Consider the following 17,664-nt stretch of genomic DNA (forward strand, 5'->3'; position numbering starts at 1 on the left):
CGTTGGCCGCCTTTCGGCCGACTTTCAGTCCCGGGTCCGGCAAACCGTATAACCGCCGTGCTTCGTTTGTCGAAACGAGTACCCCCGGCTGCTCCACTATGCCGCCCGGCATCCGCACGCCCGTGAGCACTCGGGTTCATGGGCGTTGCCCTGGTCGAGTTGGGCGATCGGCCCCTGTGACCGCCTGCATAGTCGAGTCTTTGTCAGAAATGACGCCGTAGTCAAGGGAAATGGGCAATGGACACGCGAAGTTGGCGCTGCGGCAACCGGTACCGTCCCTGTGCGACAGCTGCGGCAGATCGGCCCTTCCCAGTTTGCGGCCTTGGAGGCCCGGCGTCCGCAGCGGATGTACCAGCGCTCGAACTGTGCCCACTTGGACTGTGGCCACGCTGTGGTAGAGGGAGGTAACCGGCCGGCGACCAAACGTTCCCCCGTAGTTTCTTGCCTGCCCGGCCGACAACCCCGAGTATGCGTTACACGCATGACGCTGAAATGGCTTCAACCGCGAGCGCATGTGCCTGGTGAGGTATCGGGGCCCTCTCCGGGAACGGGGCCGGGCGACGGGGCGCCCGCCCCAATGCACTTATTGATGCATAACTCAAATATGGCGTGGTTGTTGGTTATGGTTTGAGTCCATAAGAGATGGTCCTTCGGCGCCTGTTGGGGGTGATCAGCTTGCAGCTGGTGCGACGCCGTTGCCCAGCGCGCGGCACGGATGGGAGGGCGAACGTGGGGCAGGGCAAAGCGGCAGGATTCAATCGCGCTGGACGGCACTGAACTGCGGCGAGCGGTCCACAGCGGAACCGTCACACGCCCGCCCGGCGGTGTTCAGGCGATCCCTTTTGACGCCAGCGGTGGGAGGAAAGTGGGAGGATCGTGCTTACGTCAACCGCGTCGTACTGCTCTGTACGGCAGCGAACGGAACCGTTTGGACCTGCGGTTTCACGGTTTCTGCTGGTGGCGCACTTGTTCGGGCGGCACTGGGGGTCAAGGGGTCGCAGGTTCAAATCCTGTCAGCCCGACGGTGAAGAGGGTCTTCGCAGGTCAGAGCCTGTGAGGACCCTCTTTTTGTGATCATGGTTCGTTCTTCGGAGTCAAGCACGCCGCTTATCGACCCCTTGACTTCGGAGCTTGGACATGCCGCTTTTGGATCTTGAACGGCTCACTGACGGCCTCTCGCCGACCTGGACGGGCTACCTGCGGGACTGGGACCGCAGCCTGCGGTCGGGCAACTACCCGGAGACCACCCGCTACAACTACATCCTGGCCGCAGCACAGTTGGCGCGCTATCTCGCCGAGCACTCGCCGGACCCCGAGGCGAGTGCGGCGTCGGAGGATCCTGCGGAGGTCACCAAGGCCCACATCGAGGCGTTCCAGTCCTGGATGATCGAGACGCGCTCGGCGGCCACGGCGGTGAACAAGCACAAGGCACTGCAGCAGTTCTTCAAGTGGCTGATGCTCGACGAAGCGGAGATTGATCGCTCACCGCTGGAACGCGTCCGGTTGCCCAAAGCCCCCACCAAGCTGGTGCCGGTGATCGACGATGAGGTGACGACACAACTACTCGGCGCATGCAAAGGCAAGGACTTCCTGAGCTTGCGAGATGAAGCGATCATCCGGCTGTTCTGCAACACCGGGGCCAGGCTGTCGGAGGTCGCCGGCCTGACGCTGGAGGATGTCGATCTCAAGACGGAGTCCGTCGTCTTTCACGGCAAGGGAGCCAAGGTTCGGCGGGTGCGTGTCGGGGCCAGGACCGCCAGGGCGCTGAGCCGGTATCTGCGCGCACGCGCCAAGCGTAAGGGCGCTGAACTGCCGGCGTTGTGGTTGGCCGATCGTGGGGGACGACCGCTGCACGCCAATGGCATCAAGATCCGTCTCAAGCGACTTGGGAAGGCCGCGGGGCTGGCGGGTCTGCATGCGCACCAGTGGCGTCATACCTACGCCCACCAGTGGAAGCTCGCCGGCGGTGACACCGGTGACCTGATGTTGTTGCTGGGCTGGAGTTCGGATGCGATGCCGCGGCACTACGGTGCCAGTGCCGCCGCCGAGCGAGCCCAGCAGACCCAGGTGCGCATGGGCATCGGCGACAACGTGTGATCACACCGCACAGGGGACAGCAGGCGTCGCGGCGTGGAGGGTGCACGCCGCGACGTTCGCATGCCTCGGTGTAACCGAGGAGTCTGCGTCAGCGCTTGGTGTTGTTCTGCTCGTCGAGCTTCCTGCGCCTGGCCTTGGCGGAGCGCTCGGCGAGCGTGAGCATGTATGCCATACGGGCGTGGCGTGCGCGCACCTCTCGCTCTCTGGGATCGAGCTGCCCGAGGGGGTCGACTTGCTGCTCGAAGCGAGCAAGAAACGCCCGAGTGCCATGACTCGTTCGTGCTGCCCGATCAGCGGTGTTGGCCCACGAGGCGTGGGCCGCCACGCGGGCACGCCGACTGCGCTGAGCGGGAGTCATTCCCTGACTGCTAGACATTTTCCCCGATCCCCATGCGTAGTTGGGTTTCTTGAGCGCGTTCCGCTGCGGCGCTGGCACCGTAGTGGCGGGCCATCGCATCCGAGCTCCAGCCCAGCAACAACATCAGGTCACCAGTGTCGCCGCCGGCGAGCTTCCACTGGTGGGCGTAGTTGTGGCGCCATCGGTGGGCATGAACGCCGTCCACCCCAGCACGTTTTCCGCGCCTCTTGAGCATGATCTTGATCCCGTTCGCCTGAAGCGCCTGGCTCCCGCGTTCGGCCAACCAGAGGCTCGGCGACTCCGCTCCGCGGTGCTTCGCCCGGGCCCGCAGGTATCGACTCACCGCTCGGGCTGTTTTCGGCCCAAACCGGACGCGTCGGAACTTCCCGCCTTTCCCCAGGTACACGACCGAATCGGTGGCCATGTCAATGTCATCGGTTGTCAGGCTTGCGACTTCCGACAACCGTGCACCCGTGCCGTAGTAGATTCGAATGATCGCGTGGTCCCGCAGATCAGCGAACGTCTTTGCTTTGCAGGATTCGAGGATCTTCTTGGTTTCCTGATCTCCCATCACGGGCACCAGCTTCGTGGGTTGGCTGGGGGCCTTGACGCACTCCATGGGGGAGCGGTCGATCTCCTCCTCGTCCGCGGCGAGCCACTTGAAGAACTGCTGCAGAACCTTGTGCTTGTTCACCGCCGTGGCCGCCGAGCGTGTCTCGATCATCCAGGACTGGAACTCCTCGACGTGGGCTCGCGTCGTCTCCGACGGATCTATAGCCGCTGCGGTGGCGTTGTCACCTGGCAGATGCTCGGCGAGAAAGCGAGCAAACTGCGCGACGGCAAGCAGGTAGTTGTAGCGCGTTGTCTTGGGCCGGCCAGAGGATCGCAGGGTCCGGTCCCAGTCGATCACGATATGGCGCCAGGCCGGGGCCAGCCCCGTTGTCAACCTCGTCAAATCCATCGCACAACTCCGAAGGCCAGTTCTTGTGCGGCAAAACTAGAATTTTGTATTGTTGCTATTTGGGATGGCTGCAGTAATGATTTTTTGTGCAACTGATGGTTTGTGGTGATGTGGGATAGGGAATTTTCTGCCGTGTGTGGGTAGGTCATGTCTTCAATATCGAAAGTGGTGTCTGTCTTGGGAATGGTTGAGCTGTGTCCATTTGGCTCGATCGTGTGGCCCGTTGTTGGACACACGATCCGCGCATAAAGCGATCAGGCGGAGACGCAGTGGCCCAGGGGGTGGGCCCAGCCCAGGCAGCGGCAGAAGGTGCCGGAAGTGTCAAGCGATTCGACAGGCACCTTCGGCACCTTCGGCACCTTTGGCGCCTTCGTGAGGAGGTGCAACGGCAGCTGCGGCATTCCTCCGCTGGATGGCTACCGCCGACCGGGAGACTGGCCCAGTCGCAACCAACCCGAATCCCCACCCGGGCAGTTGGCGAGGCCTCGATGGTCGTGGACACCTTCTGTCTGTTGGTGCAGAAACCCCGCCGACTGGTTCTCAGACGGCTTTGGCGTGACGATCGGCAGCATCGAGAGTCCCGGTTTGGGGCGCTGGACTCAGAACTGGACGGATGTTGAGCTTTGCTCAGGGGAGACGTGCTGAACCGTGCCTGACCAGGGAGTTCTCTTCGATCGGGTTGGGTACGCGATGGTTGACTCGCAGGGGTTTCGGGTCATAAAGGATGGGTTCTGGATGGCTGCCGCTGGCGGCCTTGCTTGGTTCGCGCCGGCCGAAGGAGCGCGCACGCCGGAGACGAAGCGTGGTGAGGCCGGTTCTGGCGCATCCGGAGGTTGTGCGAGGGGCTGCGTGGAGATCACGTCGAGCCGCACCGAGCGTCCGGTCCGCCTCTGCGGGCGCATGGGACGCAGCATCGCTCCTACGGCTCCCCCAGGGATACGCTTGCGAGGTGATCGACTCTTCTCGTATTGGGTGCGCAATCTACGTCTCCGGAATCAGCAGCGGCTCTTTCGAGTCTTTCGTGGCCGACGGCAGGTGGCTCCTAGAACACATCGAGACGGAGAACTTATTCATTCCCCTGGCTCTGCCGGGTAACTGGCAGACGGCCTGGGACAGGCACCCAGGTCGTTATCCGGCGATCCCAGCCCTTTTGCGGTGGCGGTGAGGTTCGCGAATTGCATCTCCTATGACCACGAGATATCGACAGTAATACGGCCGTTTCCGTCTGGGGGACCGACTTCTTACGAGCCGGTCGGCTTCTCCGGAACGTGGATAGGCCCGGGACGGTCCTACGCAGACGCGCTTGTCGCGGCAGCGGATGCTGCAGTCGAAACGCGGTTCACCGACGCCCTGGAGTTCCGATACCCCAACGACGCACTGACTGAATTCTCCGGGCGCTTCGACGGAAGGGAGGAACCATTGGCAATGTACGCAAAGGGCCCGCGTCAAGTGGATTTATTGTCAGAGTATTTGTGTCTGTACCGCATTTGCGAGTGGGCCGATCACGGCAACGGGAAGTCCTTCATCAACAAAAACGTCGATGCCATCGCCACCCGCGACTTCGGCGAACTGCTGATGTACCACCACACTACGACAAGCGAACGACCATCGCTCAACGTCTTCGAGGCTTACCGAGATCGGGCCATTGCCTCGTACATGAACAACGAGCTGCGCTACTCGCTGGAAAACGTCGTGGAAGACAAGCTCTGCTCAACGACACCGGCGCGAACGACGAGCCGAGGGGCCTGCTCAACACCACCGGTGTGCAGGAACAGACCTACACCGCCGGTGCCGATGCGACCGAAAGTCCTTGCCGGACCGGCGCGGACCGGGGTTCTGGGGGGCCGGACATGAACGCCCCGAACATGTTCAACCCAGACGATGACCTTGCCGCGCCGACCCCAGTCACGTAGTACTCCCCCAACGGATCAAGCCCGGAGGCGCTTCACCAGCACATTCAGGAAAACGATTCCCCACAGGAAGGCGACCTCTACGAACTGGAGTCGCTCCAGGAGCGCAAACTGCGCTACAAACCTACGTTCTATGGTCTCGGAGCGGGGTCATGCAGAGCTTTGAACTCACCAGGGCGCTCAACCAGCCGCAGCGGTGACGTCTGCCTCTGCACTTGCCCGCGGTGAGGTGGTGGACTTCGACCATGTAGCGAAGGAGGTGGTGAGCGATGGCGCATGCTGTGTGGGGCGGGGTGCTGTCGTTTATGTCGGCCTGGTGTCGGTCCCTGTGCAGTTGTTCACCGCGGTCGAGACCCACGCGATCCGGTTTCACCAGATCCAACGGGGTACTGGTGACCGGGTGCGGCAGAAGCGGGTCAACGAACGCACCGGTGAGGAAGTGCCGTTCGATGAGGTCGTCAAGGGCTACCCAACCGAGGACGGCTGGGTGATCGTGGAACCCAAGGAGCTGGATGAGATCGCTCCTGGTCGTTCACGGTCCTTGGAGATCGTCGGATTCGTCGACCGAGGCCAGTTGGGCCCCGTCTACTTTGCTGGGACCTACTACGTAGCCCCTGACGGAACCTGAGTACCGCAAGGTTTATACCCTGCTCAAGGAAGCGCTGGAAGCGACGAACCGTGTTGGTATCGCGACATTCGTCATGCGCGGCCGCCAGTACCTCGCGGCGTTGAAAGCCGAGAAGCACGTCCTCGCGGCCCACGTGCTCCACTGGGCGGACGAGGTCCGCGACCCACACCGGGAGCTCGGCGCGAGCCTTCCCGACCGCAGCGGCGCCACTGCGTCGGAGCTCGACGTGGCCGTCCAGTTGCTCGAGTCGATGGCAGTCGACTGGAACCCGAAGGACTACCGCGACACTTTTCAGGAACGCGTTCGTGCTCTCATCGACGCCAAACGCCACAACGAGGTCATCGAGAAGGCAGTCCCACCGCCGCAATCCACGGCCAGCGTCGACCTCATGGAAGCCCTCCAGGCCACCATCGAGAAAGCCCGGGGTGCCAGGCCATCGCAAAGCCAAACATCCCAATAACGGGCGGTAGAACCCAGGCAGCATGATTACGGCACTAGCCGAACGGACGCCGCAGCACACGTCCTCTTTGCCGTTAGCGCGCTCGGCTACTGGCCACCGTTGGCGGGTTCGCCGATCTTTCCGTCCGGGCAGAAGAGGTCGAGCGGGAGCTGGAGCTGTTGCGCCCCATGCAAGGCGGGTAAGCGAGATCGTCCGGCACGCCGCAAATGAGCCCTTCGTAGAACTTGACGACGTCGAGTGAATCTCATTGCCACCGACACGCGGGATTGGGCTACCTCGTCAGGTCATGCGCTTTCTACGCATGTCCGCTCCGGTGATCTTTGTGGTGGTGTTGGTGCCGGGGAGCTGGTGGACTGCGCGGGGGCTTCGGCCCGCCGGTCGTGGTGATCCTTCGGCCGCGGCGCCGGCGACCGCCTCGTCGAAGTCGGGGTCGGTCAGCCCGGCGTAACAGGCTGCCGTGTATTCGCATCCGATGCGGGCGGCGGCCTGTTCGATGGTCCAGTCCGCTGGGAGTTCTTCGAGATGGCGCTCGTGCTGGTCGAAACGCCGCAGTGTGTCGGCAGGTTCGGCTTTGCGTTGAGCTGTGTCGTTGGGGATGACACGAGACGAGCCATTGTGGACACAGGGATACCTTGTCGCTGGTGGCCTTCGTGGGTTATTTGTGGATAGGTGGCAGGACTTACCGCGATGAAGGTCGATTCGGTGTGGTGATGGTGAATGAATCGGGTCATTAAGAATCCCAGTGAAGCAGACCGTGTTGCTGTGACGGTGGCCGTGGCCGTGTCGATGCTGTCCTTGTCGGCGTGGCAGGTGAGGAAGTTGATCGCTGACGGGAAGCTACGCGCGCGGAATACTGGTAAGGCGTACATTATTCCGGTTCACGCGATCGATGAATTCTTGGCCGGATCGGATGCTCCGTTGCGTCACCCCGACTCGTGATCGAGAGGTGGCTTGGCGAAGCGGCTTCCTTTGAGCTATCGAACATGGAATGCCGTGCCGGACGCGGTGAGGTGTGGTTGTGATCTCGGACTGCGTCATCGTTCGACGTGTCCGAGCGGAGTTTCTGGGCTTTCCCGGCAAGGAGTGGGTGATGTCGGAGATCGACGAGCAGGTTGCCGTTCCGCGATGGCTGTATGACCGGCTTCTGGCGGATGCTGCGGCGTGGCGGGAGTTCGGTCAGCAGTTGCACGGCGAAGTGCCTGTGTTGGCGTTGCTCACCGAGTCGCCACATGTGCGCGAACTGATCAGGGACTGGTTCGAATGGTTCCGGCGGCGCCAAGCAGCGGCCGCCTCGCATGCGATAAGTGCGGCCGGCGGGTGGACGGGCGTGGCTGGTGCGCCGACGTATGCCGAACTACGGCGGCGACGCGCTCAGCCCGGAGATGTTGCCGACGATGCACGTCGGCGTCGCGGCGAGTACCGGGGTGGTCCTGTGGACTGGGGTACGGGACTGCCGATCGATTCTGGCTGCGGTTCATGAGCATGAGGTACGGGCGCCGGAACCCGGATGCTGAGGCGTGGTATGACCCGGCTGATGGCGCGGTGTATGCCGGTGGCGCGAGTGTTGATGAGGCGTTGGAGGAACAGCAGCGACGCGAACGGCAGGACCAGGAGGCCGCTGATGCTGACATCGTCGGCATCGACAGCAAACGGCCGGCTGATCCGTTGCGTCGCGTGGCCTGGCGCAGAGCCAGCGAGATCGCGATCAAACGACGGTCATGGTTGTGGGCGGACCAGGTTCCGCTCGGGGAGACGACCCTGTTTGTCGGCCATGCTGGTGTGGGCAAATCGCAGGGGGCGGCGTGGCTGTCTGCTCAGGTGACCCGGGGCATGCTGCCGGGGGAATTGGAGGGGCAGTCATGTCCGGTGATGTACGTCGCCACCGAGGACTCGTGGGAGTACACCTTGGCCCCGCGCTTGCTCGCTGCGGGCGCCGATATGGACCGGGTCCTGGCCGTGCATACCGAAACCCAGATTGGCAGCGACATCGCCGTGGGAACGCTGTCGCTGGCAGTGGATGTGCCCTCGCTGCGCGACGCGGTGGAGGCCACCGGGGCTCGTGTGATCGTGCTCGATGCGCTGCTTTCGGCCATGACCGGCGCCGATCTGATGAAACAGGGCGTTGTGCGGTGTCAACGGACGTTTGGTAGTCCGGTCGCTTCTGGAACCGCTTTCCGCGCTCGCCCAAGATCGTGAGCTCGCCATCATCGGCGTCGCTCACTTCCGCAAGGCCGGGGGCGCAGACCCGTTGCTGTTGATCTCGGGTTCCGCGGAGTACGGACAAGTGGTCCGTTCGGCGATCGGGTTTGCACGTGACCCCGAGGCCGAGGACGCCTCCTGCGTGATGTCGTTGATCAAGTCCAACATCGCCCCGATGGGAACTCCGTCTCTGCGCTACATGATCGCGCCCGCTTCTGTGCGGGCGGACGACGGTCAGCCCACCTCGGTGGGCAGGTTCGAGTTAGTCGGGGAGTCCGATCAATCCGTATCGGACCTGCTTAATCACACCCCGGTCTCTCGGGATGAGCAGTCGGAGCGGTCGGAGGCGCGGGAGTGGCTCATGAACTACTTGGTGGATGCCGGGGGGCGTGCCGAGGCGGGACGGGTGATCAAGGCGGCAGAGGCAGCAGGACTTTCTCGGGACCAGGTCAAGAAGGCCCGGATCAAGATCGGGGCGAAGTCGGTCAAAGCCGGTTTCGCTTGCGGCGCTTGGGAGTGGGTGCTGCCTGAAGGTGCCGAAGGTGCCGGCGCGTAGACCGGCACCTTCGGCACCTTCGCGGGCACCTTCGCAAGATCGTGCGAAGGTGGGCGTGGCTCGCCGCAGTTGTTCCGGGTGGTGATGCTTGGTGTGGAGTTGTCAACGATGCGGGAACCGGTTGCGGCTGCCTGGGTGAGCGACCGGTGCTCGCCGACCTTCAGCGCCGCACCGTCTCGGAGATCGCCGCACACCTCGCACAGCTGTCAGTATTCGGAGTCGGTTGATCTTCCAGGAAAGTCATAGATATTGCCAGGAGCGTCGCAGCAGTGGGTCGATGGCGTACGTGTCGTGCTTGATGTCGAATGCCCCTAGTGTTATTAGGCCCTGAACTGTGATCGTGGGTGAAGGGTCGGTGGTCATGGCAGCTGCGGTGTACAGGTCGGCTTCGGTGACGGGGTCGTTGATGAGTTCGAGGAGATGGCCCATCATGGCCGACAGTGTCTCGTCCTCGCTGATTCCAGTGTCGGCAAGGAACTTGCGTGCTGCGTCCGGAGCGGCAACCTCGTCAGCGATCAGTTTGAGAGCGCGGGTTTCGCTATGATCGTGGGCAAGCTGGGCGGCGCGTTCAACCAGAATCGGCCATCCGCTGGTAAGTTCGTAGAGTTCGTTATGACGATCCGCAAACTTTTCGGCTGTCAATGTCCATACGCGCAGGGTATCGACGGTGTGTCGTGCCAGTGTGATCAAGCCCAGGTTCGGGTGGTCGTCGACTTGCAGGCGGGACCACCATTCCAGCTCGCTCGGGCCGACGATAAGCACAACCGACCGGGTGGCGCCGGAGGTTTTGAGCAGTAGCTCTTCTGCTTGCTCCAGGCTGGAATTGGGAGTGTCGGCCGATCGGCCCCGCAGGTCTGACAGCACGATGCGGCGCTCGCCGCGATGTCCTGCAGCCAGTGCTTCCTTGAAGTGCTTCTTGCGGGGCGGCTCCTCCAGCATGAATCGTGCACCGAGCCCAGCGCATGTGGACTTAATGGCATCGGAGACATCGCTAATGCCAGTCGCCTCTGAACCGATAACTACGCGGATCTGATTGTTGTGCTCGCCGAGCAAGTCGGTGATCTGCCGTGCTGACAGCGGAGAATGGGTGCTGCGCCCAGACAGGGGATGGCGGGTCTCCAACGCGATGAACTCCGGGGGGAGGGAGGTTTCTTCTGCGGTGAGCAGCTCCTCCATGACCTCGTTGTGGGTGCCGATCATGCGCAGTGTGTTGGGGGACCGCAGCCGCCAGCCACGGCTACTCCTTGGCGCAAGGACGCCGAGCCCGACCATTTCGTCGAGGTAGGCACGGAATCTTTCAGCGGGCAGGGTGGAGAACCCTCGGGGCCAGTGGTATTGGCACTCTGCGCGGAGATCCGCATCAGATAGCCGGGCATCGGCACCGTGCTCGTAGGCGTGGTGGGCAACTACATGGGCGATGATCTTGTAGCACGGATCCAGGTTGAGTGTGTCCTTGAAGGCACGGTGGATGCCCGTTTTCAGCTCGGGATCGGATTCGACGGCTTCTATGTGGGCTCGCGTGATGGTGTAGGGCGGCTCACTGGCAGTTAGGCCATTCTTTCCGCGCTCAGCCTGCAGCAGCTGAAGCAGCCGGTAGCCGAACATCTGCAGCAGGAATGGTTGGTAGCTGCAGTAAGTCAGCACACGGTTGATGAGATCGAGGTCCTCCCACTGATATCCGAGGGCGGCCAGGGGGCGGGCGATGAGGTCGAAGGCCCCCTGGGGTGAGAGTGGACCGATGACGATGGGGCTGCCGAGGTGGCTGAAGGGCCCGTTGGTGTTCACTCGGGAGAATCGTTGCACCGTGTGCAGCCCGGCGAAGACTATCTTGACGCGCGCAGGCCCGGGGCTGGTGTCTTGGCCCAATTGCTTGAGCCTTGTGGTATCGACGAAAGAAGGTGCGTCGGACTCGAAAAACCGGTCAGACTCATCGAGAAGGATCAGCAGACGGCGTTGACCGTCGTCATTAAGCCACGTGGAGATTCCGTCACGTACGCAGTCGTAGCTCCTGGTGCGAGACCGGGTCTTGTTTCTCCTAGCAGGTACAACACCTCGCTCTTGCAGCGCGGTGAGGATGCTGTCCCAGACAGCTTCGGCCTGCTGCCCAGTACCAAAGACGGAGTTGAGGTCGAGGTAGATCGCGACGTGGTGTGCTGCACGTTCGAAGCGTTGTGCGCAGGCACGCAGCAGCGCGGACTTGCCCAGCCCACGTCCACCGTAAAGCACGCTGGTCTGCTCGGGATCCAGCACCGCACGCTGTTCTTCCACCCGGCCGTGGAACATTTCAGGGGCGACCAGTCCGCGGCGCACGTTAACGTAGGGATTGACTGCGGCAAAGGGCAGGGTGACGGACATGGTGGCATCCAGTTGGCCCTCTCCCTTGGCGGCGAGGTAGGCCAAGGCGGCATCGTCGATGACAATGACTGGGGCCGCGCCCTGGGCGGCCCGTGTGGCCAGCCGTCGGCGTGCCCCGGTTGAGAGGACACCGAAATACAGTACGAGAAGGCTGCCGTTGCTGGGGTCATGGTCTGCCCATGACATGATCTGCTCTTCGGAAGGTTTGCCCCACACCAGCAGGATTCTCAGTCTCTGCAGGTGGGAGCCGAAGGCAGGAACCATCGCTTGGCCGTTGACGCGCACGTCGTTGAACTGGATGAAGCGACGTTCAGCGCTGCGTGCTAGTTGTTTGAGTCGTTCAAAGCGATCCACGTCGTAGCCCAGGATCCTCAGCACCGGCCGGAACTGCTCACGGTCACTGAGGTTCCAGCGCTGTTCCGGGGTGGCTTCCCGGATTTTGGCCCATTCTTGCAGGGCCTCAGCGGTCGTCAGCCGGGCGTCTGGTGACAGGTTGCTGAAGTCCAGTGCCGCGACGTTTTTGAACCGGCGGCCGCCGCGGATGGCTGCGAGCAGCTGCGGGGTGATGCCGTGGGTAAGGGCGTCGGGGACGTGGGGGAAAAACGCGCTGAGATCATTGCGAGTCCGGTATTCGGGGAACGGTTCACCGGCTTCGAGGAAGTAGATCAGTTCTTCAGCGACGCTGAGTTCACCGTTGTCAAGCTGGGCTTCGATAGTGGCGGTTGCCCGCGGGTCGCACGGCTGCAGTTGCTCGAGACGAGCGCGCAAACGACGTACGGCCTCCTCGCGGAAGGACGGCAGAATCTGTGTCACGCCATCCAGTTCGGCCCGCACCGCAGCGAGGTCGAGCCTGTCGGTCGGGTCGGCCGGATCGGCGTCTTTGAGACGTCCCGCCAGCTCGGCATCCTCATGTTCGGACAACTCGTTGTGGCGGCGCGCCAGGCGGAGCTGAGCACAGAGTTGGTCGTGGTGCGTGGTCAGCTGCTCGCGTGACCGAGCCACTGCGTCGTCCAGCCTCTGGTGATTGATCACATCGCGATCGGCCTCGATGCGGCCTGTCCGCACCAGGTCGCAGAGGGCACCGGCCACCGCGAAGTTCTCATGGACAAGGTGCGCGCCGAATGCCTCTTCCCAACATGAGCTGAATGCCTCGAGTAACCGTGCCGGGCTCGGTGTATGGCCCAGCACCACCCCGTCATGCTCCACGATTCGCACATCCGGAACGCGCAATAGCTCGATCACACCTCCGGTCTGCGCAGGCGGTTCGACACCGCCCAGCCCTGTTCCCTCTATCAGGAAGTCGAACGAGACTCGCAGCGAGTCGCATGCTGCGGTGGCTGCGGCGGTCAAGAGCGGATCGGTTGACTCCTTCGCCAGCGCTGTCAACGCCGCCTCCACGCTGTGGCGGCGGCTCGTGATCGTGCTGCGCAGGCCCGCGAGTTCCGAGGCGATCCAGCGGGCGTGAGGATCGTTGCCGTGACGACGTGCCAGGGCAACGCTGTGGTTGGCCCAGTCGGCGACGGGCGCCACCACGGTGTCCACCAGCCCGGCCAGTTCGGTCACCGCCGAGTTATCGAGAGCTCTACGGCCATGACCTTGGGTGCTTGCTGCACTGATCTCGCAGTGAACGGTCTCGCTGCGCAGGAGACGTTCGGCCTCGTCTCTGACATCCTGTGCTCGGTTGCGCTGATCACGCGCGGCAATCTGCAGCAGGGACCCGAGAAGCCCCTCCGGAGCCAGCCATCGGTGTGCGATGTCCGCTCCGCGTCGTTGCCGCGGGAGCCGTGGCTTGCGGTCGATCAGTGCACGTGCCTGCTGGCTGGCCTCGCGGATGGTCTTTTCAAGATCCTGTGGGTCGGCATGGGAATGGCGCAGGACGCCACCGGAGAAGACACTTTTGACCGCCCGTTGCGCGACTTCGTCGGCCACGGTAGCCAGGCACGTTTCTGTCGCCGCCACGAGCTCCTGCAGCAAGGTGCCAGCCGTCGCGTCGCCACAGGTCAGCGAGGCACGGATCAGTGCTGGCACCAAAATCATCCGGCTCGTGCGATCGGTGTGCATCGCGGCGATGTCCACGTCGGCGAGTACGGTGCGCAGACGGATGGCGCAGAGTCCGTTGTCGCTACGTGCGTACTCGGCCAGTCCCGCTATCTGCAAGGCACGTTGCAGATCAGGAGACCAGGACGCGGCGGCGGCCACGGCACCTGCGGCGTCGAAACGCCGGTGCGCGATCAGGTCTGCGACGCCGTCTGTGACAGCGCTGCTACGTCGGTGTGATTCGACCTGGGTCTGCTGGGTATCGGCGGGGTTGTCCGGCGCTCCAGGCGTGGCGTTGTGCCCGTCGTGCTCCGCAGTCGCCTCACGGGCGGGAGCGTTGCTGTCGGCGTGTTCCTTGCTGTCTGGGACCTGTTCAGTGCTGTCATCGTTGGCCCCCGGGGAAGCACCGGGTTCGGCCGGGCGTTCAGAATGCGGCGGCATGCCGTTACGGCGGAGCTGGCCTATCATGGCGGCTATGACGACGGCAGCGTGGTCGGGGAACGCGCTTTGCGCACGCTGCTGCAGACTGCCTACGAGCGCCGGATCGGCCGGTGTGTCGGTCGAGTCGGCAACGAGGGTCACCAGTTCGTCGAAGGCGATCAGTCCTTCGGTTTTGAGCGCGCTGGCCTCATCGGGCTCGCTGATGGCCAGCTCGGATGCTTGGCTCTGTAACGAAGCGAGGGCCTGGGCGACGGGCTGTGACGAGCCTGAATAGCTGATCTGCCCGATCAAGGCGAGGCGGGCTCGCCGCGCTGCGGTGCTGGCGACCGTGTCAGCGTAGGCGAGGGCTTCGTCGAACTCCTCGAGCGTGTCACAATCTTCCGGAATCGTCATACCGACCGCGGTGAGCGCCTGCTGAACGCTGGATCGCGCCGTGTCGAAGAGCTCGGCGGCCCGGCTGAGCTCTTCGATATCCCCACTGGCGGGCCTGCGTTTATCACGCACCGCATTGAGCAAGCGCGGCAGGATCTGTGTACCGCACTGCCCGAAGGCATCGCTGGCCGCGGTGACACGCGCGCGTGCCGCAGCCACCGCTTCTCCACCGTTGGTCTGGGCATCGGTTGCCGACTCGTCGGCAGACGGGAGCTCGGCTGATTCGCCGGAGTCAGCATCGACGCCATCGGCGGGCTCACACCGGTTAGGAACCGCCTCGGTCACAGTGTCCTCCGACGCGTCGGTCCACCGTCTCTGGCGTGGTGCGGGAAATGGCTGGTAATCGGGCGTCAGCTCGACAACATGCCGGGCTGCCGCGATCACAGGCCCCACGTCGTCGGCAGACAACCCCGGTGGCACGAACCAGTCCTGATCAGAGGCCCAGGCCCACATCCGGGCGGTGAGCCCGGAGCTGCTTCGGTTGGTCCAGATCGCACCGCGCAGCACGGCGGGAGACCAGTCACTCACGGGCCGGACCGTCTTGAACTGGTCCCGTAGATCGTCACCGGCGTCGGCGAACGCGGCCACGACCAGGTCGTGCCAAGCCGGACCGCACAAGATACTGACGACCGCTCCTGCCGAACCCACCGGAGCTTTCCTGAGCAAGCTCACGGCATGTTGGGACAGCGTTGTCGTGATGGATCTGGGCTGAAGCTTCAATCCCAATTCACGGAAGACCCGTGTGCGGTCCCGCAGAGATAGTGCTTCCAGCGTGGCGTGTACGTCCGTGACAGTCAGCCCGTCGACGCACGGCGACAGCCATCCGTCGACGGCGTTGACCGAGGTCGCCAACTCCAGCAGGGCAGCGCGGACCCCTGGCTCTTTCAACCGTGGATAATGCTTCTCCGGACTCACCCTGCACGCAGGGATGTCGGTCTGCCTACTCACGTGAACAATTCCCTTCACCCGAGGCATGGGCGCTGCGGCCCCGCCCTCTCTCGTGCTGGCGCACCAGCGTGTAGCCCGGCGGCAACTCGGGGTCACCCGCCAGACCGTAATGGGCGACGAGCGTCCGGTATGCCGCCCGTGCTTCATCGCTAGGTTTTCCGGAAATACGGCGCAGATGCGGATACACAGTGTGGAGCTTGACCCTTCCCAGCAGGGGAGCTTGGCCCGGTGTGGCCTCGTCGGCAGAGGGTTCCACAACAGGCGTCCATACCAGCACCCGTACCGGTAAGCCGATCCGCTCACACCGGGGATACCGCAACCACCCGTCGATGCGGGCCGCGATATCACGGCGCAGCACGCCATCGCGAATCAACCGTTCCACACTGGGTGCAAGCCGAGTTCCCGCGCTTGATTCCGCCGAGTTGCCGTACACCGCGACCGGCAGTCGCATCTCATCGAAGGCGACCGTCCCATCCACGCACAGATACCCCAACCTGCGCACCGCCCGCAGAATGCGATCACGCAGCCCCAGCGAACCAAGGGCGCCTACACTGCGGTGATAAGCCGAGCCTGGAGCGGTGTCACGCGTGACGACACGCGGATCGTATTGGTGTTGGAAACGCATCCCAGCGCAGTACACAGGCTTGGGAAGCAGCGTCGTAAACGCGCGCACGACAGGGCTGCCACGTTCCCAGATGAACGTCACGACCGTGCCCGGCAGCATCGACGAGGGCCATGTGACCTCATCCAGGATCCCGCCACGCCCCGGGTGCTGTGCGATTTGCTGATAGGTGGCGGTCCACTCGGCAGAGCCGTCGCGGCTGGGATGGGTGAACAGCACACTGACCGGCGCTGCCTGTTGTAACGCGTCGGTGACTGCCTGAGGAATAGAGCAGTAGCGTTGCAGGAGGTGGGATTCACGCACCGCCACAGTCCAACTCACCAGGCCGTGCTCGTCCGAGGCGAGTAGGGTGCCGTAGCCAGCCTCGGCCCACTCAATTTCCCCGGGCTGTTCCTCAACAGCGGCCCCGCCGTCGGGTCCGTTTGTTTCCGCCCAGCCCAAACCCAGAGGATGCAGAATATCGATGCCGGTCGACGTTCCCGCCGGGTACTCGGCTCGCCAAACCCCGCCGGACTGCCAGACATCATCCAGCCGGACATGACCACCATGCGGCAGGATCCCTGCCACGGACCGAGCTCGGACGTACTCGGCGATCACGGTGTTGGCATGGATGATAGCCGCCGCGTAGCGCGGGCCCGTCAGCTGCGCGGCATCGGCAAGCTGCCGCAACCGCGGCCCAACAGCGACATAACGCACCGACCGCGACGGTGAAGCGTACAGTCGGCGCCGGGCCCGCGGCGGCTGGCACAGCCCGGAGGCCACGCTGCGCAAATCCCCGCCACCGAGCGGGCCCGAATCCGCCATTCGGGCAGCGAAATCTTCGGCTTCGAAGGCGTACATACCCCACATGCGTACCCCGGGCAGCGAGGCGAGCGCGTCGCGAATCGTACCCAGGCTGATCTGCACCGCCTGCTGCAGATCCTCATCAGAAGCCTCGACGCCCAGCAGGAATCGCAACGGCTGTGGTGCCAGCGGTGACAATAGGAGAGGGAGCGCCTGCGCGACCAGAAAGTGCGCGTAGTAACTCGGATCGCCCAGCTCTGCCGCAGCCGAATCCGGATAGCAGGCATTGACCGTCAAATGCCCGTGGTCATCCAGCCAACGCCCCTGACTGCGCAGCCGGGCCAGATCAGCTCGCGTCACCGAAAACGCCGGGCCGAATGCACCGAAATCGCAGACCAGGCGCTCCGCCAAGACGACCCCTGGCGCGTGACCCAGGTGAGCACTATGGGCGGGGGCACCCGACAACCAGCCGGGAACTGCTCCATCCTCTCCGACTTCGGGGTGTGCTCCTTCCTTATAGGTCACCTCGGCATAAATCGGCCCGCTACCCGTAGTGACGTTGACCAGCGCCCCCACCGGCAACGCCCTGACGGTCTCGCCCATGGCGACGGAGGGGAACGCATCGAGCTCCAAGGGCCCACCGACATAGCCACCCCCACCACGCACATCGAAGCCGAAATAGACGGCATTCCACGCCGACGTCACCGCCACCGGTCCGGAACGTGTGCGGATCAGCTCATGCAGATACAAGTGCAGACGATCGCGAAGGGACTCATCTAACGTTGCCCAGCCCTGCAGCATCTCGCCGCAGAACAGCGGCTCATCCTCGTAAGGCCGCCACACCGCGTCAGCCCGACACTCAGTCCTCACACACCAC

Annotated in this window: 12 protein-coding genes; 8 read left to right on the forward strand and 4 right to left on the reverse strand. The window is 63.6% G+C overall.

Annotation, left to right across the window (positions count from 1 at the left end; genetic code table 11):
• Positions 1-1,137: 1,137 nt before the first annotated feature.
• Positions 1,138-2,097: a tyrosine-type recombinase/integrase gene (locus ACRXBZ_RS33410; RefSeq protein WP_433882456.1), complete on the forward strand. Its 960-nt coding sequence runs from the start codon at positions 1,138-1,140 to the stop codon at positions 2,095-2,097.
• Positions 2,098-2,185: 88 nt separating this feature from the next.
• Here the strand turns inward: ACRXBZ_RS33410 and ACRXBZ_RS33415 are convergent, their stop codons facing one another.
• Together ACRXBZ_RS33415 and ACRXBZ_RS33420 are read right to left on the reverse strand one after the other, a co-directional pair.
• Complete coding sequence (locus tag ACRXBZ_RS33415; RefSeq protein ID WP_433882457.1) at positions 2,186-2,455, reverse strand: hypothetical protein; 270 nt, start codon at positions 2,453-2,455, stop codon at positions 2,186-2,188.
• Positions 2,456-2,465: 10 nt separating this feature from the next.
• Positions 2,466-3,416, reverse strand: a complete 951-nt coding sequence (locus ACRXBZ_RS33420; protein ID WP_433882458.1) for a tyrosine-type recombinase/integrase — start codon at positions 3,414-3,416, stop codon at positions 2,466-2,468.
• A 1,419-nt stretch (positions 3,417-4,835) separates the two neighbouring features.
• On the opposite strand from ACRXBZ_RS33420, the gene ACRXBZ_RS33425 reads away from it, so the two are divergent.
• The 7 genes from ACRXBZ_RS33425 (at position 4,836) to ACRXBZ_RS33450 (ending at position 9,169) form a co-directional block, all read left to right on the forward strand.
• Positions 4,836-5,270, forward strand: coding sequence for a hypothetical protein (locus tag ACRXBZ_RS33425; RefSeq protein ID WP_433882459.1), 435 nt, complete (start codon positions 4,836-4,838; stop codon positions 5,268-5,270).
• Between the two features lie 318 nt (positions 5,271-5,588).
• A complete protein-coding gene (locus ACRXBZ_RS33430) occupies positions 5,589-5,954 on the forward strand; it encodes a Ku protein (protein ID WP_433882460.1) in 366 nt (121 codons plus the stop codon).
• Complete coding sequence (locus tag ACRXBZ_RS33435; protein ID WP_490885444.1) at positions 5,941-6,414, forward strand: Ku protein; 474 nt, start codon at positions 5,941-5,943, stop codon at positions 6,412-6,414. The genes ACRXBZ_RS33430 and ACRXBZ_RS33435 overlap by 14 nt, the downstream gene beginning before the upstream one ends.
• Positions 6,415-7,131: 717 nt before the next feature.
• Positions 7,132-7,353 (forward strand): helix-turn-helix domain-containing protein, encoded by a 222-nt coding sequence (locus tag ACRXBZ_RS42190; protein WP_490885429.1) that lies wholly within the window; start codon positions 7,132-7,134, stop codon positions 7,351-7,353.
• A 151-nt stretch (positions 7,354-7,504) separates the two neighbouring features.
• A complete protein-coding gene (locus ACRXBZ_RS33440; protein ID WP_433882461.1) occupies positions 7,505-7,894 on the forward strand; it encodes a hypothetical protein in 390 nt (129 codons plus the stop codon).
• A complete protein-coding gene (locus ACRXBZ_RS33445) occupies positions 7,891-8,610 on the forward strand; it encodes an AAA family ATPase (RefSeq protein WP_433882462.1) in 720 nt (239 codons plus the stop codon). The genes ACRXBZ_RS33440 and ACRXBZ_RS33445 overlap by 4 nt, the downstream gene beginning before the upstream one ends.
• Before the next feature lie 88 nt (positions 8,611-8,698).
• Positions 8,699-9,169, forward strand: a complete 471-nt coding sequence (locus ACRXBZ_RS33450; RefSeq protein WP_433882463.1) for a hypothetical protein — start codon at positions 8,699-8,701, stop codon at positions 9,167-9,169.
• Between the two features lie 240 nt (positions 9,170-9,409).
• Here ACRXBZ_RS33450 and ACRXBZ_RS33455 read toward each other — a convergent pair whose 3' ends face one another.
• Both ACRXBZ_RS33455 and ACRXBZ_RS33460 read right to left on the reverse strand, forming a co-directional pair.
• Positions 9,410-15,382, reverse strand: coding sequence for a hypothetical protein (locus ACRXBZ_RS33455; RefSeq protein WP_433882464.1), 5,973 nt, complete (start codon positions 15,380-15,382; stop codon positions 9,410-9,412).
• Positions 15,375-17,630: a hypothetical protein gene (locus tag ACRXBZ_RS33460; RefSeq protein WP_433882465.1), complete on the reverse strand. Its 2,256-nt coding sequence runs from the start codon at positions 17,628-17,630 to the stop codon at positions 15,375-15,377. Before ACRXBZ_RS33460 ends, ACRXBZ_RS33455 begins: the two co-directional genes overlap by 8 nt.
• Positions 17,631-17,664 lie beyond the last annotated feature (34 nt).

Origin of the sequence: Saccharopolyspora hattusasensis, from assembly GCF_050972075.1 — a bacterium.
Lineage (GTDB): Bacteria > Actinomycetota > Actinomycetes > Mycobacteriales > Pseudonocardiaceae > Saccharopolyspora > Saccharopolyspora hattusasensis.

What these genes read in the sequence shown, in the direction of transcription:
- ACRXBZ_RS33410 (WP_433882456.1), top strand. Translation starts at nt 1,138, where the DNA reads ATGCCGCTTTTGGATCTTGAACGGCTCACTGACGGCCTCTCGCCGACC.
- ACRXBZ_RS33445 (WP_433882462.1), top strand. Translation starts at nt 7,891, where the DNA reads ATGAGCATGAGGTACGGGCGCCGGAACCCGGATGCTGAGGCGTGGTAT.
- ACRXBZ_RS33440 (WP_433882461.1), top strand. Translation starts at nt 7,505, where the DNA reads ATGTCGGAGATCGACGAGCAGGTTGCCGTTCCGCGATGGCTGTATGAC.
- ACRXBZ_RS33415 (WP_433882457.1), bottom strand. Translation starts at nt 2,455, where the DNA reads ATGACTCCCGCTCAGCGCAGTCGGCGTGCCCGCGTGGCGGCCCACGCC.
- ACRXBZ_RS42190 (WP_490885429.1), top strand. Translation starts at nt 7,132, where the DNA reads ATGAATCGGGTCATTAAGAATCCCAGTGAAGCAGACCGTGTTGCTGTG.
- ACRXBZ_RS33420 (WP_433882458.1), bottom strand. Translation starts at nt 3,416, where the DNA reads ATGGATTTGACGAGGTTGACAACGGGGCTGGCCCCGGCCTGGCGCCAT.